15 protein-coding genes are annotated in these 16,625 nt (G+C 49.7%); 5 read left to right on the forward strand and 10 right to left on the reverse strand.

From position 1 onward, the window contains the following. The first annotated feature begins 470 nt into the window (after positions 1-470). From BUB85_RS01620 to BUB85_RS01630, 3 genes are all read left to right on the forward strand, one after another. On the forward strand, positions 471-1,619 hold the full coding sequence (locus tag BUB85_RS01620) for an NAD(P)-dependent malic enzyme (protein WP_073104203.1): 1,149 nt from the start codon (positions 471-473) through the stop codon (positions 1,617-1,619). Positions 1,620-1,696: 77 nt separating this feature from the next. Next, the gene (locus BUB85_RS01625) at positions 1,697-2,632 is read left to right on the forward strand and encodes a TIGR01212 family radical SAM protein (RefSeq protein WP_073104205.1); all 936 of its coding nucleotides are present in this window, start codon (positions 1,697-1,699) and stop codon (positions 2,630-2,632) included. Continuing rightward, the gene (locus BUB85_RS01630) at positions 2,633-3,145 is read left to right on the forward strand and encodes a DUF4364 family protein (RefSeq protein WP_073104208.1); all 513 of its coding nucleotides are present in this window, start codon (positions 2,633-2,635) and stop codon (positions 3,143-3,145) included. On the opposite strand, the gene BUB85_RS01635 is transcribed toward BUB85_RS01630, so the two are convergent. Beyond that, positions 3,132-4,448, reverse strand: a complete 1,317-nt coding sequence (locus BUB85_RS01635) for a replication-associated recombination protein A (protein ID WP_073104455.1) — start codon at positions 4,446-4,448, stop codon at positions 3,132-3,134. The two genes, BUB85_RS01630 and BUB85_RS01635, sit on opposite strands and share 14 nt — an antisense overlap. A 39-nt stretch (positions 4,449-4,487) precedes the next feature. Further along, positions 4,488-5,168, reverse strand: coding sequence for a polysaccharide deacetylase family protein (locus BUB85_RS01640; RefSeq protein ID WP_330392202.1), 681 nt, complete (start codon positions 5,166-5,168; stop codon positions 4,488-4,490). 201 nt (positions 5,169-5,369) lie between these two features. On the opposite strand from BUB85_RS01640, the gene BUB85_RS01645 reads away from it, so the two are divergent. Next, positions 5,370-6,737: an MATE family efflux transporter gene (locus BUB85_RS01645; protein WP_073104210.1), complete on the forward strand. Its 1,368-nt coding sequence runs from the start codon at positions 5,370-5,372 to the stop codon at positions 6,735-6,737. A 73-nt stretch (positions 6,738-6,810) separates the two neighbouring features. Next, entirely contained in the window at positions 6,811-7,995 is a 1,185-nt protein-coding gene (locus BUB85_RS01650) for a galactokinase (RefSeq protein ID WP_073104213.1), read from the forward strand. Here BUB85_RS01650 and BUB85_RS01655 read toward each other — a convergent pair. The 8 genes from BUB85_RS01655 to trpD form a co-directional block, all read right to left on the reverse strand. Beyond that, positions 7,992-9,905 (reverse strand): NAD(+) synthase, encoded by a 1,914-nt coding sequence (locus BUB85_RS01655; protein ID WP_073104215.1) that lies wholly within the window; start codon positions 9,903-9,905, stop codon positions 7,992-7,994. The genes BUB85_RS01650 and BUB85_RS01655 overlap by 4 nt on opposite strands. Before the next feature lie 46 nt (positions 9,906-9,951). Further along, entirely contained in the window at positions 9,952-10,863 is a 912-nt protein-coding gene (gene hslO / locus BUB85_RS01660; protein WP_073104218.1) for an Hsp33 family molecular chaperone HslO, read from the reverse strand. Positions 10,864-10,904: 41 nt separating this feature from the next. Beyond that, entirely contained in the window at positions 10,905-11,681 is a 777-nt protein-coding gene (locus BUB85_RS01665) for a class I SAM-dependent DNA methyltransferase (protein ID WP_073104220.1), read from the reverse strand. Positions 11,682-11,879: 198 nt separating this feature from the next. Beyond that, entirely contained in the window at positions 11,880-12,650 is a 771-nt protein-coding gene (gene trpA / locus BUB85_RS01670) for a tryptophan synthase subunit alpha (protein ID WP_073104223.1), read from the reverse strand. Next, entirely contained in the window at positions 12,643-13,827 is a 1,185-nt protein-coding gene (trpB, locus tag BUB85_RS01675; RefSeq protein WP_073104459.1) for a tryptophan synthase subunit beta, read from the reverse strand. The genes trpA and trpB overlap by 8 nt, the downstream gene beginning before the upstream one ends. 106 nt (positions 13,828-13,933) lie before the next feature. After that, complete coding sequence (locus BUB85_RS01680) at positions 13,934-14,536, reverse strand: phosphoribosylanthranilate isomerase (RefSeq protein WP_073104225.1); 603 nt, start codon at positions 14,534-14,536, stop codon at positions 13,934-13,936. Between the two features lie 33 nt (positions 14,537-14,569). Next, on the reverse strand, positions 14,570-15,361 hold the full coding sequence (trpC, locus tag BUB85_RS01685) for an indole-3-glycerol phosphate synthase TrpC (RefSeq protein ID WP_073104227.1): 792 nt from the start codon (positions 15,359-15,361) through the stop codon (positions 14,570-14,572). Between the two features lie 10 nt (positions 15,362-15,371). Next, complete coding sequence (gene trpD, locus BUB85_RS01690) at positions 15,372-16,379, reverse strand: anthranilate phosphoribosyltransferase (RefSeq protein WP_073104230.1); 1,008 nt, start codon at positions 16,377-16,379, stop codon at positions 15,372-15,374. Positions 16,380-16,625 lie beyond the last annotated feature (246 nt).

Raw genomic sequence — 16,625 nt, forward strand, 5'->3', positions numbered from 1 at the left:
GTTTTCGCGGACTGACAGTAACGAATGAAGATGTATCCTACATTTTTAAGTACACAACAATGTACTTGGAATAACAAGGTTATTTTAGCACAGGTGGTGGTTAAATGAAAGACGAAATAACTGAATAATCCACATTTTTTTAGGATTGGCTTCGTGGACCCATACGAAGTGCATAACAAAAGGCGTTAACAAGGAAAATGTGGATAAAGTGCTAAAAAACATACACAGTAGATGAGGGATAGACACAATTAAATTTATTCCTCAACGCTGTGACCAATTGTTTTTCATTGGACTTCTTTTCTTATCTATTGTATAATAAATGATTGAAAATGATGTTGGAGGGAAAATACCTTTTGACACGGTAAGTGTCCACAGAACTCCCCCGCTTCAGACGCGCAGATGGCAGCGAAAACAATTCGCTCTCTCCCATCTGCTCTGATAAAACAAATAGAAAGAAAAGAGGCAGACTCATGACAAACAACGAAAAAGCACTTCAGATGCACGCAGAATGGAACGGAAAATTAGAGACCGTAGCAAAGGCACACGTCAATACACGCGAGGATCTGGCCATCGCCTACACTCCCGGCGTAGCTGAACCTTGTAAGGTTATCGCTAAGGATCCGGAGGCGGCCTACGTTTATACCCAGAAAGCCAACACCGTCGCTGTCGTATCCGATGGAAGTGCAGTTCTCGGTCTCGGCAATATCGGCGCCCTTGCCGCTATGCCGGTCATGGAAGGAAAGGCTGTATTATTTAAAGAATTTGGCGGTGTCAACGCCGTTCCGATCTGCCTTGACACGCAGGATACAGAAGAAATCATCAAAACAGTCGTCAACATTGCTCCTGCATTCGGAGGAATCAATCTGGAGGATATCTCCGCACCGCGCTGCTTTGAGATTGAGGAACGCCTGAAAGAGCTGTTGGACATTCCGGTCTTCCACGACGATCAGCACGGAACTGCCATCGTTGTACTCGCAGGTATTATCAACGGACTGAAGGTTACCGGCAAGAAGAAGGAAGACTGCAGGGTTGTTGTAAACGGTGCAGGCTCCGCCGGCGTTGCCATCACAAAGCTTCTTCTCAAATACGGCTTTATCCATGTCACCATGTGTGATATCAGCGGTATCCTCGGGAAAGATTCCAAGGATCTGAACTGGATGCAGCAGAAAATGGTGGAGCTCACCAATCTGGAAGGAAAAACAGGTACACTTGCCGACGCGCTGGTCGGTGCTGACATCTTTGTCGGCGTCTCTGCACCGGGAATCGTCTCAAAAGAGATGGTTGCTTCTATGAATCAGGATTCGATCCTGTTTGCAATGGCCAACCCGGTACCGGAGATCATGCCGGATCTTGCGAAAGAGGCCGGCGCAAGAGTCGTGGGAACCGGACGTTCCGATTTCCCGAATCAGGTCAATAACGTCGTAGCATTCCCGGGCATCTTCAAAGGTGCACTGGAGGGCAGAGCCACCCAGATCACCGAGGAGATGAAGCTTGCAACCGCCCACGCCATCGCGGGACTCGTTCCGGATGAGGAACTGAGCGATGTCAACATTCTGCCGGAAGCATTCGATCCGCGGGTTGCCGATGTTGTGAGTAATGCCGTCAAAGCACTGATATAACATATGATAATGTCAGGGAATCAAATTCCTGCATGACCTTTCGACTTCGGTATCACATTTTTAAGAGGGGGAGATTTATGAGACGATGGGGTGAGAAACGGTACAATTCCCTGGATTATTACTGTAAGACAACATACGGTGAAAAACTGTACAAAGTCGTGCTGAACGGAGGCATGTCCTGCCCCAATCGGGACGGGACCATCGGCGTGGGCGGCTGCATCTTCTGCAGCGCCCAGGGATCCGGCGATTTTGCCGGGTCTCCGGAGCAGACCATCACGCAGCAGTTGATCCGGGGAAAAGACCAGCTAAAACAAAAACGGCCCATCCACTCTTTCATCGCCTATTTTCAGGCCTTTACAAACACCTACGGCTCCGTCGAATATCTGCGGCACATTTTTATGGAGGCCATCGCGGATCCGGAGGTGCGGATTCTTTCCATCGCCACGCGCCCGGATTGTCTGGGGGACGATGTGCTGGAGCTTCTGGCCGAATTAAATCAGATCAAACCCGTCTGGGTCGAACTCGGGCTGCAGACGATTCACACTTCGACCGCCGCCTATATCCGGCGCGGCTATACACTGGATGTGTTTGACCGGGCAGTCTCCGGCTTGAGGAGGATCGGAGTTGACGTGATCGTCCATGTCATACTCGGGCTGCCCGGCGAGGATTCTGCGCAGATTGCAGACACACTGCATTATCTCAACCGGATGGACATACAGGGAATCAAGCTTCAGATGCTTCACGTTCTGAAGGGAACGGATCTGGCTGCGGATTATCAGGCACACCCTTTTTGGATTCCTTCTATGGAGGAATACGTGGAACTGGTATCTACATGCATTGCTCAGCTTCGCCCGGACATTGTCGTTCACCGTATCACAGGAGACGGTCCGAGTGATCTGCTGATTGCACCGGTCTGGAGCAGCAGCAAGCGGACTGTACTCAACAACATCAATAAATATTTAAAAGAACAGGATATATGGCAGGGAAAATTCTATGCCGGAAAGGAGTCGTAAATGACCGAAACATTTACACTTTACAAATTAATCGTACTATTTATGCTGGAAAAGGTAGACTTTCCCATGACGACTTCACAAATTTCAGAATTTATTCTGGACAAGGGATACACCAGCTATTTCACACTTCAGGAGGCACTCTCCGATATGGTTGATGCTGAGCTGCTGCGCGTGGAGAATACCCACAACAGAACGCTATATCATCTGACAGAGAGCGGCGCGAAGACAATCTCTTATTTTCAAAATAAAATATCCCCCGCTATTCAGGAGGATATCAACGATTTTCTAAAAGAGAAAAAATATGATTTAAAAGAAGAAGTCTCCATCAAATCTGATTTTTACATGAACACCAACCACGAATATGAGGTTCGCTGCCAGATTGTGGAGGATGGCCATGATTTGATTGATCTGAAACTCACAGTGCCGACTAAGACCGAGGCCATAGCGATTGCAGACAGCTGGCAGAAAAAGAACCAGGAAATCTACGCGCTCCTCATGGCTAATCTTCTTTGATGTGCCGCATGTGTTCCACGATATTTTTTTCATATCCGTTGTCACTGGGTTCATAAAACACTTCATCTTTAATCTCGTCCGGCAGATACTGCTGTGCCACATAATGGTTCGGATAATCGTGGGCATACTGATAGCCCACTCCATGTCCAAGCTTTGCGGATCCCTTGTAATGGGCATCCTGCAGATGAACCGGCACAGTAGTTTTTTTATGCTTTACATTCTCCATCGCCGCAAAAATCGCATTGACCGCAGAATTGCTCTTCGGTGCCGTCGCCACATAAAGCACAGCATGAGCCAAAATGATCTGCGCCTCCGGCATTCCGATGCGCTCCACCGCCTGGGCTGCGGAAACCGCCACCGTCAGTGCCCCCGGATCTGCATTTCCCACGTCCTCCGATGCACAGATCATGATTCTGCGTGCGATAAACTTCACATCCTCACCGGCATACAGCATCTTCGCCAGATAGTACACCGCCGCATCCGGATCCGATCCGCGCATGCTTTTGATAAATGCCGATATCGTGTCGTAATGATTGTCGCCCGTTTTGTCGTAGCGCACCACTCTCTTTTGTATGCATTCCGATGCCACGTCCAGCGTAATGTGGATTTTTCCATCCTCGCCGCGCCCGGTTGTCAGGATGCCCAGTTCAATCGCATTTAATGCATTTCTCGCATCCCCTCCGGCAAGATCTGCCAGAAAGTCCATGGCCGCATCATCAATCTCGGCGTGGTAACTTCCCATCCCCTTTTCGTCATCGTAGACCGCCCTGTGAAGAAGTGTCTTGATGTCCTCTTTGGAGAGCGGCTTTAATTCAAAGATACTGGAACGCGAGATCAAAGCCCCATTCACCTCAAAATACGGATTTTCCGTCGTGGCTCCGATCAGGATCAATGTACCGTCCTCCACAAACGGGAGCAGATAATCCTGCTGACTTTTATTGAACCGGTGGATCTCATCCACGAACAGAATTGTTTTCTTCTGATACATGCCCAGCGTGTCCTTCGCCTCACGAACCACTTCCTCCATATCCTTCTTGCCCGCGACCGTGGCGTTGATCTGCTTAAACTGCGCACTAGTCGTGTTGGCAATCACCTTGGCAAGGGTCGTCTTTCCGGTTCCCGGAGGGCCATAGAAAATAATCGATCCCAGCTTATCCGCCTTGATCGCGCGGTATAGCAGCTTATCCTTTCCGATAATGTGCTGCTGTCCCACCACCTCTTCCAGCGTTGTGGGGCGCAGTCTTGCCGCCAGCGGCGACTCCTTTTCTTTTGTATTTTCTCTCATATAATCAAACAGATCCATATTCTTCTCCATTTCAATTCCTGGTTAAACCCGATATTTTCAATCCATCAGCAGCTCATCAACCGTCACGAACTCGTACCCCTCTGCCTGCAGCAGCTCGATGATCCGAAGCGCCGCACGCACCGAACTGTCGTAGCAGTCATGTAATAGAATGATATCATTTTCTTTCACGTTCGTCACTACCTTATTTACAATTTCATCCTCGTTCCCGGTGGCCCAGTCCATCGGATCCACGGTCCACATAACCTGGAGCATGGGCAGTACCTGTTCCAGGTTATCCTTCCACACACCAAAAGGCGGCCGTATATATTCTACGCTCTGCCCCGTCACCCCGCTGATTACCGCATTGGTCGCCTCAATTTCCTCCTGCGCTTCCTCAAAGGAGACTTTAGACAGCTCCACATGGTGAAACGTATGGTTTCCAATCAAGTGCCCCTCCTCCTGCGTCCGCAGGACAATCTCAGGATTTTCCTCCGCATTCTGCCCGATCAGAAAAAAAGTTGCCCGCACATTCCGCTCCTTCAGTCCGTCCAGCAAAACCGGTGTATAGACCGGATTCGGCCCATCATCAAACGTAATCGCAATCCGGGGCTTTTCTTCCGCACCACTCGGATCTGCCGATACGGGCACCGCTCCCCTGCTCCCAATCCCCAGAGCCACCACAAGACACAAAATACCGATCAGCTGCATCACAGCATCCCACTCACAATTCCACCGCAATCACTATCTCTCCCACACGCGTTCTATTTTATATGTAAAGCAACTTTACCTTATTTTTCCCCTCATACTTCATCTTATTATATGATTGTCAATATATGATAATAGTGTTATACTGTTTACGCTCTGCATCGAGGAAATAAGCGCGATCCGGATAGATGCTGTGAGCTTACTACAAAGAATACATTTGAGAGGAAATTTTATATGGAAAAGAATATACAGCAGGAAAACAAGATGGGAGTTATGCCCATCCCCAAGCTACTGATCACCATGTCTCTGCCGATGATTATCTCCATGCTTGTCCAGGCACTCTACAACATCGTGGACAGCATTTTCGTAGCACAGATTGGAGAAGATGCACTCACCGCAGTTTCACTGGCTTTCCCGATACAGAATCTGATGATCTCCATCGCAGCGGGAACCGGTGTCGGAATCAACGCACAGGTATCCAGACATCTCGGCGAAAAACATTTTGAAGAAGCCAATATCGTCGCCCGCAACGGAATTTTCTTAGGAATTATGAGTTCCATTGTTATGGCCGTCATCGGCGGCTTCGGCGCCCGGATGTTTTTCACATTCCAGACCAATGACCCTGCTATCATCCAATACGGTGTCTCTTACATGCACATCATCACGATCGTTTCCGTCGGTGTGTTCATGCAGATTACATTTGAACGTCTGATGCAGTCCACCGGGAGAACCTTCTATAATATGATCACGCAGGGGACCGGCGCCATCATCAACATCATTCTGGATCCGATCCTGATTTTTGGATTGTTCGGATTTCCACGGCTCGAGGTGGCCGGTGCAGCCATTGCAACCGTTGCCGGACAGCTGATTGCACTTGCAATGTCGATCTACTTTAACTGCCGGAAAAATCCGGAACTGAATATCAACATGATGCGTTTTCGCCCCGACGCAGAAACCATCGGTGAAATATACAAAATCGGCATCCCTTCCATCATTATGCAGTCCATCGGATCTGTCATGGTGTTTGGTATGAATAAGATCCTGATGACGTTCTCCTCCACTGCAACTGCGGTCTTCGGCGTCTATTTCAAACTGCAGAGCTTTATCTTCATGCCGGTCTTTGGACTGAACAACGGTATGATCCCCATCATCGCCTATAACTATGGGGCGCGGCACAAGAAGCGCATCACTTCGACCATGAAAATGAGTGTCATCCTCGCCATGGGTATCATGTTCATCGGTTTCCTGCTGTTCCAGTTGCTGCCCGCGCAGCTGCTCGAGATGTTTGACGCCTCCGAGCACATGCTGGAAATTGGAGTTCCTGCACTGCGAATCATCAGCATCAGTTTCCTGTTTGCCGGGTACTGTATCATCATCGGTTCTGTGTTCCAGGCTCTCGGAAACGGCATGTACAGCCTGATTGTCTCGGCGGCAAGGCAGCTCGTCGTTATTCTTCCTCTTGCATACATTTTTGCGGAGGTGTTCGGCCTGGATGCTGTGTGGTGGTCAATTCCGCTGGCAGAGCTGGTGTCTGTAACCTTGTCATCCCTCCTCCTGAAACGGATTTACCGTCTGAAGCTGAAGGGACTCGGGGAGGCTTAGACCTGGTGTAGGTGCACTGGTATTCCCGCGATACCGGGACGGTGTTTTTGTGATTTGGAAAGAGAGGTTTTCAATGAGAGAACAATTAGAGAGTACATTCAAAGAGTTATTCGGCAGTGCCGACGGCGCTGAATTTTTCTTCGCACCTGGAAGAGTCAATCTGATCGGTGAGCATACCGATTATAACGGCGGTCACGTATTCCCGTGTGCCCTGACTCTTGGAACATACGGAATGGCCCGAAAGAGAGCCGACAACAAGCTCCATTTTTATTCCCTGAATCTGACGAAGCCCGGCGTGATCGAAGTCCCTCTTGACCATCTGGATTACAGCGACAACTATAACTGGGCGAACTATCCTCTGGGCGTTGTCTGGGCATTTGCACAAAGAGGCAAAACACTGGATACCGGAATGGATCTGTTGATCTGGGGTAATATTCCCAGCGGCTCCGGACTGTCCTCCTCCGCTTCTCTGGAAGTCCTGACAGGGCTGATCTTAAAAGATCTGTATCATTTTCCGGATCTGACCATGATAGATCTTGCCCTGATTGGACAGTATTCCGAGAACAATTTTAATGGAATGAATTGTGGCATCATGGACCAATTTGCCGTTGCCATGGGCAGAAAAGACCACGCAATCTTTCTGGATACCAGTGATCTCAGCTATGAATATGCGCCGATACAGCTTGCCGATTCCAGGATTGTCATCACAAACAGCAAGGTAAAGCACAGCCTCGTTGATTCCAAATACAACGAGCGCCGCGAAGAATGCGCCACCGCACTGTCCCAACTGCAGACGGTCACAGGTATCCGTTCTCTCGGGGAGCTTGACATTGACACCTTTCTTCAGCTTCAGGATGTCATTGATCATCCGGTTGTGCGAAAACGAGCCCGGCATGCTGTTTGCGAAAACCAACGGACCATTCAGGCCGCAGCCGCGTTAAAAGCTGGCAATGTGAACCGTTTCGGGGAACTGATGAACCAGTCCCATCTCTCTCTGCGGGACGACTATGAAGTTTCCTGCGATGAGATCGATATTCTGGTGGATCTCGCATGGACAGTTCCGGGCGTCATCGGTTCTCGAATCACCGGCGGTGGATTCGGCGGATGCACCGTAAGCATCGTCCATAATGATGCTGTGGATACTTTTATCGAGACCCTCGGACCCCAATATCAGGAAAGAACCGGCTATAAGGCTGATTTCTATACCGTCGATATCGGGGACGGCGCGAAGAAGCTGGACGCTGCAGCAGCGTTTTAATCCCGCTCCCGCAGATCCCTGATCCACACATCCACACAGGCATCGCTCGGCATCCTCCAGTCTCCTCTCGGAGAGAGTGCGACCGTACCAATCTTCGGTCCATCCGGCAGACAGGATCTCTTAAACTGCTGAGAGAAAAATCTATAGAAGAACTTCTCTAGCCATTTTAATATGGTTTCCTCATCATACACGTTATCAAAAGTAATTTTTGCAATTCTGAAAATCTTGCCCGGTTCATAGCCAAATCTGAGCACATAGTACAGGAAAAAATCATGAAGCTCATAAGGTCCCACCAGATCCTCTGTCTTCTGCGAGATCACTCCGTCCTTCGGCGGAAGCAGCTCCGGACTTACCGGTGTGTCCAGCACATCATAGAGCACATCCTTCAGTGCCTGATCCTCCGTGATATCTGCCGCGTATTTTACAAGGTGGCGCACCAATGTCTTCGGCACCGATGCATTTACCCCATACATAGACATATGATCTCCGTTGTAGGTTGCCCAGCCAAGTGCAAGCTCGGACATGTCCCCGGTTCCGATGACCATACCGTTGTTCTTATTCGCAATATCCATCAGGATCTGCGTACGCTCCCGCGCCTGCGAATTTTCGTAGGTCACACTGTGATCATCCGCATCGTGACCGATATCCCGAAAATGAATGTTCACCGCATCCGCGATCGGTACCTCCCGGAGTGTGGCACCCAGTTTTTCGGACATTCTGCATGCATTCTGGTATGTGCGGTCCGTGGTTCCAAAGCATGGCATTGTAACCGCCACAATATTCTTCTTGTCCAGTCCCAGCATATCAAACGCCTTCGCCGTCACAATCAGCGCAAGGGTCGAATCCAATCCGCCGGAAATTCCCACTACCGCACACTGCGACCGGGTGTGTGCCAGACGTTTTTTCAGTCCCATGGCCTGAATCGTCAGAATTTCTTCGCAGCGCTCCGCTCTTGTCTTCTCATCATTCGGGACGAACGGCTTCGCCGGGAATCTGCGGGTCAGAAATGTTTTCTCGATTTCCACGTGGAACGGCACCCTCACCAGCTCTCTCTCCATGGAGGTCTGGAACGTCGTGTTCTTTCTGCGTTCACTCACCAGTCTGTTTACATCAATCTCCGTGTAGATAGTCTCGTTGTGAAAGCGCTTCGCTTCTTTCAGAATCGTCCCATTCTCCGCGATGATGTTGTGCCCTCCAAACACCAGGTCCGTGGTGGATTCACCCTCTCCCGCATTGGCGTACACATATCCCGCCAACAGCCTTGCGGACTGCCCCGCTATCAGCTCTCTCCGGTAGCTGTCCTTGCCGATGGTCTCATCGCTGGCCGAGCAGTTGACGATCACTGTCGCCCCCTCCATCGCCGCAAGAATGCTCGGTGGAACCGGTGACCAGACATCCTCGCAGATTTCCGCGGAAACAACCAGATTTTCCATGTTGGATGCCTGATAAAGAATCTGCGGTCCGAACGGAATCTCCTCGCCGTCAAACAGAATCATAGATGCCTTTTTCGGTCCCGGACGAAACTGGCGCATCTCATAAAATTCCCCATAATTCGGGAGAAATGTCTTGGTGGTCAATCCCAGCACTGCACCTTTGTTCAGCGCCGCCGCCACATTGTACAGCTCGCCGCCAATTGAGATCGGAACCCCCACAAATATGAGTGCATCCTTCTCTTTCGTATACTCTGCAATTCTGTGAAGCGCCGCTCTTGACTGTGTGAGCAGCGCATCCTGAGTAAACAGATCACTACAGGTATACCCGGTCACGCTCAACTCCGGAAACACAATGATCTTCGCCTGATTGTTCACCGCCTCATCAATAATTTCACAGATTTTTCCCGTGTTATATTCCACATCTGCAACCCGGATATCCGGTGTTGCTGCCGCCACTTTCACAAATCCCTGTCTCATCTTCCATCCTCCGATTCCCAATTCTTATCCAAATCCATATTGATTATTATTTACTCTTTTTCAGAATTTCACTCAGTTCCTCTACCGTGAAATGATATGCCGTATTGCAGAAATGACATTTCACTTCGATTGTCTCCCCGTCGTCGATCATCTCCTGAATGTCTTTCTTCCCAATGCTGATGATGGCTTTCTCGATCCGGTCCTTGGAGCAGTTGCAGCAAAACTGCGTCGGGGTGATATCCGTATACTCCACATCCAGCCCTGCGAGCACCTGTTCTAAAATGGCCTTCGCCTCATATCCATTCTCCGTCTTGTCGATTGTCTCCGAGGCCTCGCACTCTTCCAGCATTGTCGTCACCGGATGCAGATTCTGGATATTTTTCTCCAATTGATCCAGCACTTCGTCCTCCACAAAAGGCATCACCTGCACAATGAAGCCTCCCGCTCTGCGCACCGTATTGTCTTTGTTCATCAGCACACCGAGCCCCACCGATGACGGCACCTGCTCCGATGTCGCAAAATAATACGTCAGATCCTCCGCAATTTCTCCGGTCTGCAGTACCGAATGCCCCACATACGGCTCCTTCAGCCCCATATCCTTAATCACGGTCAAAACACCCGCGCCGACTGCTCCGCCCACATCCAGCTTTCCGTTCTTCGCCGGAAGCATCACCGCCGGATTCACTGAATATCCCTTCACGTTCCCGCGGCTGTCTGCCGTCACCGTCACGCCTCCGATTGGACCATCCCCCTTGATCTGAAGGGTCAGCATATCCTGCTCATTTTTCATCATGGTTCCCATCATCGCGCCTGCAGTCATCAATCTTCCCACGGCCGCCGTTGCAATCGGGCTGGAATTGTGATGTTCCCGCGCCGTCTCCACCATATCTCTTGTCGTTGCAGCAAACGCACGGATCTGCGCGTTCGCCGCTGTTGCTCTTACTATATAATCTGCCATTTTTTCTGTCCTCTTTCTATATTATTTGAAATCTCATTTCCTTACATTACATCTTTTCCAGATTCCCGCGCAATCACATATATCCGCTCGCTCTCCGCCGTGGGTGCCTCTTCCGTAAATGCATCGTATGCCGTGACAAACGCCAGCCCGGACGACTCAATCAGCTCCCGGATAACAGAAAGCGTATACCCCTTCTGATAATGCACTTCATGAAATTTGCGGTAAAGATTCTCGTCATGCTCCCTGTCCGCCTGAATGAACAGGTTCAGCTCATACTCATTAATCTGCTCATCCTCATAATAATAGTTGTCCCAGATAAAGCTGCAGTCCTCCCGGCATTCCGCGATTGTTCGCTCTCCGATGACATCCCGGTACTTGTGCTCCGTATTAAAATCAAATATAAAGACACCACCCGGTTCCAAAAAGTGATTCACCCTGCGAAATGTCTCGAGCAGTTCTGTCTCATTCGTCACATAATTCACCGAATCACAGACGCTGACCACGGCATCCGCGGTGCTGTACAATTCCAGTTCCTGCATATTCTGGAGCAGATACAGGATGTCCCGTCCGGATTCCTGCTTTTTTTGAATAGCAATCGCCAGCATTTCCCCCGAATTGTCTACCCCGATCATGTCAAATCCTTCTCGGGAAAGAATCTCTGTCATCGTTCCGGTTCCGCAGCCCAGATCGACGATAACGCCCTCTGCTTTCACCTGATATTTTTCTAAAAGACCGCACAGATAATGTGCCCACTCTTCGTAAGGCACATCATCCATGAACACATCGTACACTTCCGCAAAGCTTGTATAACTCTCCATCTTTTTCCTCCATTCACCAGCCACAACGAGTATATCACAGAACCACCATCTGTTCAATCATCTACTCGCCCTCCCGCACAGCCACTGCTTAAGGACGTTGAAAAAACCATCCCTTTTGCAGTAATATTTTTATTATACTACAAAAAAAATGGTTTTTCTTTCCTTTTATACGGTTTTATGCATAAAATATCATTTTCACTATCGAATGGCGTCCTTCATGGATTTTACATACGCCCTGACATGAGGCACGCATTCCTCCCCGTACTGCGCACAGAGTTTCACGATTGCTGATCCCACGATCACACCGTCTGCCTGCTCCGCCATCTTCTTCGCCTGCTCCGGTGTAGAGATTCCGAATCCCACTGCACACGGAATATCCTGCACCTCTTTTACCTTGGCTGTCATCGCCCGGATATCCGTTGTAATTCCGGTGCGCACTCCGGTTACTCCCAGTGAAGAGACGCAGTAAACAAATCCTGACGCATCTTTCCCGATCATTGCGATTCTGTCCTCCGAAGTCGGTGCAATCAGTGATACCAGCGCCACATCATACTGCTTACAGATCGGATCGAACTCCGCTTTTTCCTCGTACGGAAGATCCGGAAGAATGATTCCGTCCATTCCCAGCTCTGCAGCCTTCCTGATGAAACGGTCCGCACCGTAAGAGAAGATCACATTTGCGTAAGTCATGAACACCATCGGAATCTGTGTCTTTTCCCGTATCCGGGCAACCATGTCAAATATTTTATCCGTTGTCACACCGCCGGAGAGTGCACGCACATTTGCCGACTGGATCACCGGTCCCTCCGCCGTCGGATCCGAAAACGGGATTCCGAGTTCTATGAGATCTGCTCCGCTCTCCTCCATCGCATAAACCAGTTTTTCTGTCACCTCCAGACTTGGATCCCCGCAGGTAATAAATGGGATAAATGCTTTTCCTTTTTCAAATGCTTTTCTTATCTTATTCATGGATATCCTCCCCTCTGTATCTCGCGATTGCTGCACAGTCTTTGTCTCCGCGTCCTGAAATGTTAATGACGATCACCTGGTCTTTTTCCATCGTCGGAGCCAGCTTCATGGCATAAGATACCGCATGTGCGCTCTCGATTGCCGGAATAATCCCCTCCATTCTGGATAGATATTCAAACGCATCCACCGCCTCATCGTCTGTCACCGGCACGTATTCCGCACGTCCATTGTCATAGAGCATCGCGTGTTCCGGTCCGATTCCCGGATAGTCCAGACCGGCTGAAATAGAGTAAACAGGTGCAATCTGTCCATATTCATCCTGGCAGAAATAGCTCTTCATACCGTGGAAGATTCCAAGACGTCCCGTCGCGATCGTTGCCGCGGTCTCCGCTGTGTTCACACCGCGTCCCGCCGCCTCACAGCCGATCAGGCGAACCGATTCATCCTCGATAAAGTTATAAAACGCACCGATTGCATTGGAGCCGCCGCCCACACAGGCCAGCACTGCATCCGGAAGCTTTCCCTCTGCCTCCAGGCACTGTTCCTTAATTTCCTTCGAGATCACAGCCTGAAAGTCGCGCACGATCGTCGGAAATGGATGTGGTCCCATCACAGATCCCAGCACATAATGCGTGTCGTCCACGCGGCTGGTCCACTCTCTCATCGCCTCAGACACCGCATCCTTAAGTGTGCCGGTTCCCGACGATACCGAGTGTACCTGTGAGCCCAGAAGTCTCATGCGATACACATTCAGTGCCTGTCTCTCGATGTCCTCTTTGCCCATATACACCTCGCACTCCATATCCATAAGCGCCGCTGCCGTGGCGGTCGCAACACCGTGCTGTCCGGCACCGGTCTCCGCGATCACGCGGGTTTTTCCCATCTTCTTAGCCAGAAGCACCTGTCCCAGCACGTTGTTGATTTTGTGTGCCCCTGTATGGTTTAAATCCTCTCTCTTCAGATAAATCTTTGCGCCTCCCAGATCTTTTGTCATCCGCTCTGCGTAGTACAGTCTGGACGGACGTCCCGCATAATTATTCAGCAGATCCTCCAGTTCCTTCTGAAAGTCCGGATCATTTTTATAGTGCTCGTATGCTTCTTCCAGTTCAATCACTGCGTTCATCAGGGTTTCCGGCATATACTGCCCGCCGTGAACGCCAAATCTTCCCTTGCTCATCTTTGTATCCTCCATATGTTTTTATCCTTCATCTATTGATCTATGTATTAAGGGCAGCGCAGACATTCATAATCTGCTTCACTGTTCCCCTCTTCGTTCTTCACGATCACCTCGCATGTGCAGCCTTCACCGCCTCCCGCATCTTCTTGAGATCTTTCTTTTTTTCCGTCTCCACACCACTGGAAATGTCAATCGCAAAGGGATCTGTATCCCGGATTGCCTCCCGTATATTCTCCGGCTTCAGGCCTCCCGCCAGAAAGAACGGTCTGTTCACCCCTTTAAGCAGTGACCAGTCAAATACTTCGCCGGCTCCCATTCCGCCATCCAGCAGAATATAATCCGCGCTGCTCGCCTCTGCCAGTCTCACATCCTCCGGGCTATGTACCTGAAATGCTTTTATGATGGGATTTCCAATTCTCTCCTTCAGTTTCTCGATATACCCGTCATCTTCCTGTCCATGAAGCTGAATCACATCCACGATTCCCATCGCCGCAATCGCTGCGACGAGATTCGGATTCTCATTCACAAAAACACCGACCGTTTTAATCTCTGGATCGAGATGCTTTTTTAATGCTCTCATCATCTCTACATTCACATTCCGGTGACTTTTCGGATAGTTCATAATAAATCCTGCGTAATCCGGCTGCACCTCATTGGCATATTGGATATCCTCCGGCCGATAAAGACCACATATTTTTATCTTACTCACGATTCTCTCCCCTTCCGACTTTTTCCTTCTCTACTAACGTCTGTGCTCCGCCCTGCTGCGAAATTCCCGGAGCATTCCCGCTTTATCCTCCGACTTCATCAGCGCTTCGCCCACCAGAACCGCATCGGCTCCGACCTTTGCCAGCTGCCTGATGTCCTCCGCATTCTTCACACCACTCTCCGCGACAAAGACTACATTTTCTGGAATCCTGTCCCTCAGCCTTGCAGCGTTGGAAAAATCCACCGTAAAGTTTTTCAAGTTACGGTTGTTGACACCGATCACCCGCGCACCTGCCGCAACGGCGGAATCGATTTCCTCCTCGTTGTGGGTCTCCACCAGCGCGGTGATCCCCAGCTCGTCACAGATCTGAATGCAGGATCTGATGGTCTCTGTATCCAGCAATGCACAGATCAGAAGCACTGCATCGGCTCCCATCACCTTTGCCTCGTATATCTGGTATGCATCCACAGTGAAATCCTTTCGGATCATCGGGAGTTTTATTTTTTTTCGTATCTCACAAAAAATCTCATCGGATCCTTGAAACCATTTCGGCTCCGTCAGCACGGAAACACAGTCCGCCCCCGCCGCTTCGTAATCCTTCGCGATTTCCACATAGGGAAAATTTTCTGCAATGATGCCTTTTGACGGCGACGCCTTTTTCACCTCGCAGATAAACGACATCTCTGCCTTCTTCAAAGTGTGTTCAAAACAAAATTCTCCTTTTGGCAATGCAAGTGCTCTTTCTTTTATGATTTCTGCCGACACGGTGTTCTTTGCCGCGGCAACTCTTTTCTTTGCATATTCTGCCAGTTCATCCAGTATCATAAATCTCTCCTTAATTGTTTGACTTCTCTACAAATTCGTCCAGCTTCTGTTTTGCCTTTCCAGAATCGATCAGTTCTCCTGCCAGCTTCACGCCGTCTGCGATTGTTTCCGCTTTCCCTGCCAGATACAGTGCAGCGCCCGCGTTGAGCAGTACTGCATTTCTTCTCGGCCCCTGCTCTCCCTCTAAGATGCTTGTTGTGATGGCCGCATTTTCATCCGGTGTTCCACCCACAAGAGCATCCTTCGAGCATCGCTCAAATCCGAAGTCTTCCGGTTTGATCTCATAGCATCTGCTCTCACCGTTTCCAAATTCGCAGACCGTGGTCGGTGCACTCATAGAGATCTCGTCCAGTTTATCCTGTCCATAGACAACCATTCCTTTTTTCACCCCGAGGTTTTTCAGAACCTTGGCGAGCGGCTTAACCAGTGCCTCGTCATATACTCCCATCAGCTCCATGGTTGCTCCTGCCGGGTTGGCGAGAGGTCCGAGGATATTGAATACGGTGCGGATTCCCAGCTCTCTGCGGACCGGAGCTACATATTTCATGGAAATGTGGTAGTTCTGTGCGAACAGGAAACAGAGATTTATGTCCTTCAATAACTGTGCACTTTTCTCCGGATCAACGGTGATATTGACGCCCAGCGATTCAAAGCAGTCTGCTGTCCCCGATTTGGAGGATGCCGCCCTGTTTCCATGCTTCGCAACCGGAACATCCCCAGAGGCGATTACGATTGCCGCCGTGGTAGAGATGTTAAAGGAGTTGGATCCGTCCCCGCCTGTCCCCACGATTTCCAGTGCCTCCACGTCATTCAGCATTTTCACGCAGTGGCTTCTCATTCCTTCCGCACACGCTGTAATCTCTTCGATGGTCTCCCCCTTCATGGCCAATGCCGTCAGAAATGCCGACGTCTGAATCTGCGATGTCTCCCCGGACATAATTTCGTTCATTACTGCATTGGCTTCTTCATATGTAAGATCTTTTCTCTCTGCTAATTTTTTGATTGCTTCCTGAATCATTGTTTTTCCCTTGCGTGGTCGCCCACGTTTTCCTTTCTGTATCCGATTGCCTATTTAAGTACTATGGGGCAAATGTCCTTTAGCCCCTGTGTCATTAATATGTCTGGATTGTTTTCTTCACTTCCCGCGCTGGGTGCATCCCCCGGAGGGTTTTTATGTAATAGGAAAGTTCAGAGAACTTTCCTATTACATAAAAAACGCCCTCAACAAATAAACGAAGTTATTTGTCAAGGACGAGTTTATCCC

The sequence above is a fragment of the Hespellia stercorisuis DSM 15480 genome, assembly GCF_900142165.1.
GTDB classification, from domain to species: Bacteria; Bacillota; Clostridia; order Lachnospirales; family Lachnospiraceae; genus Hespellia; species Hespellia stercorisuis.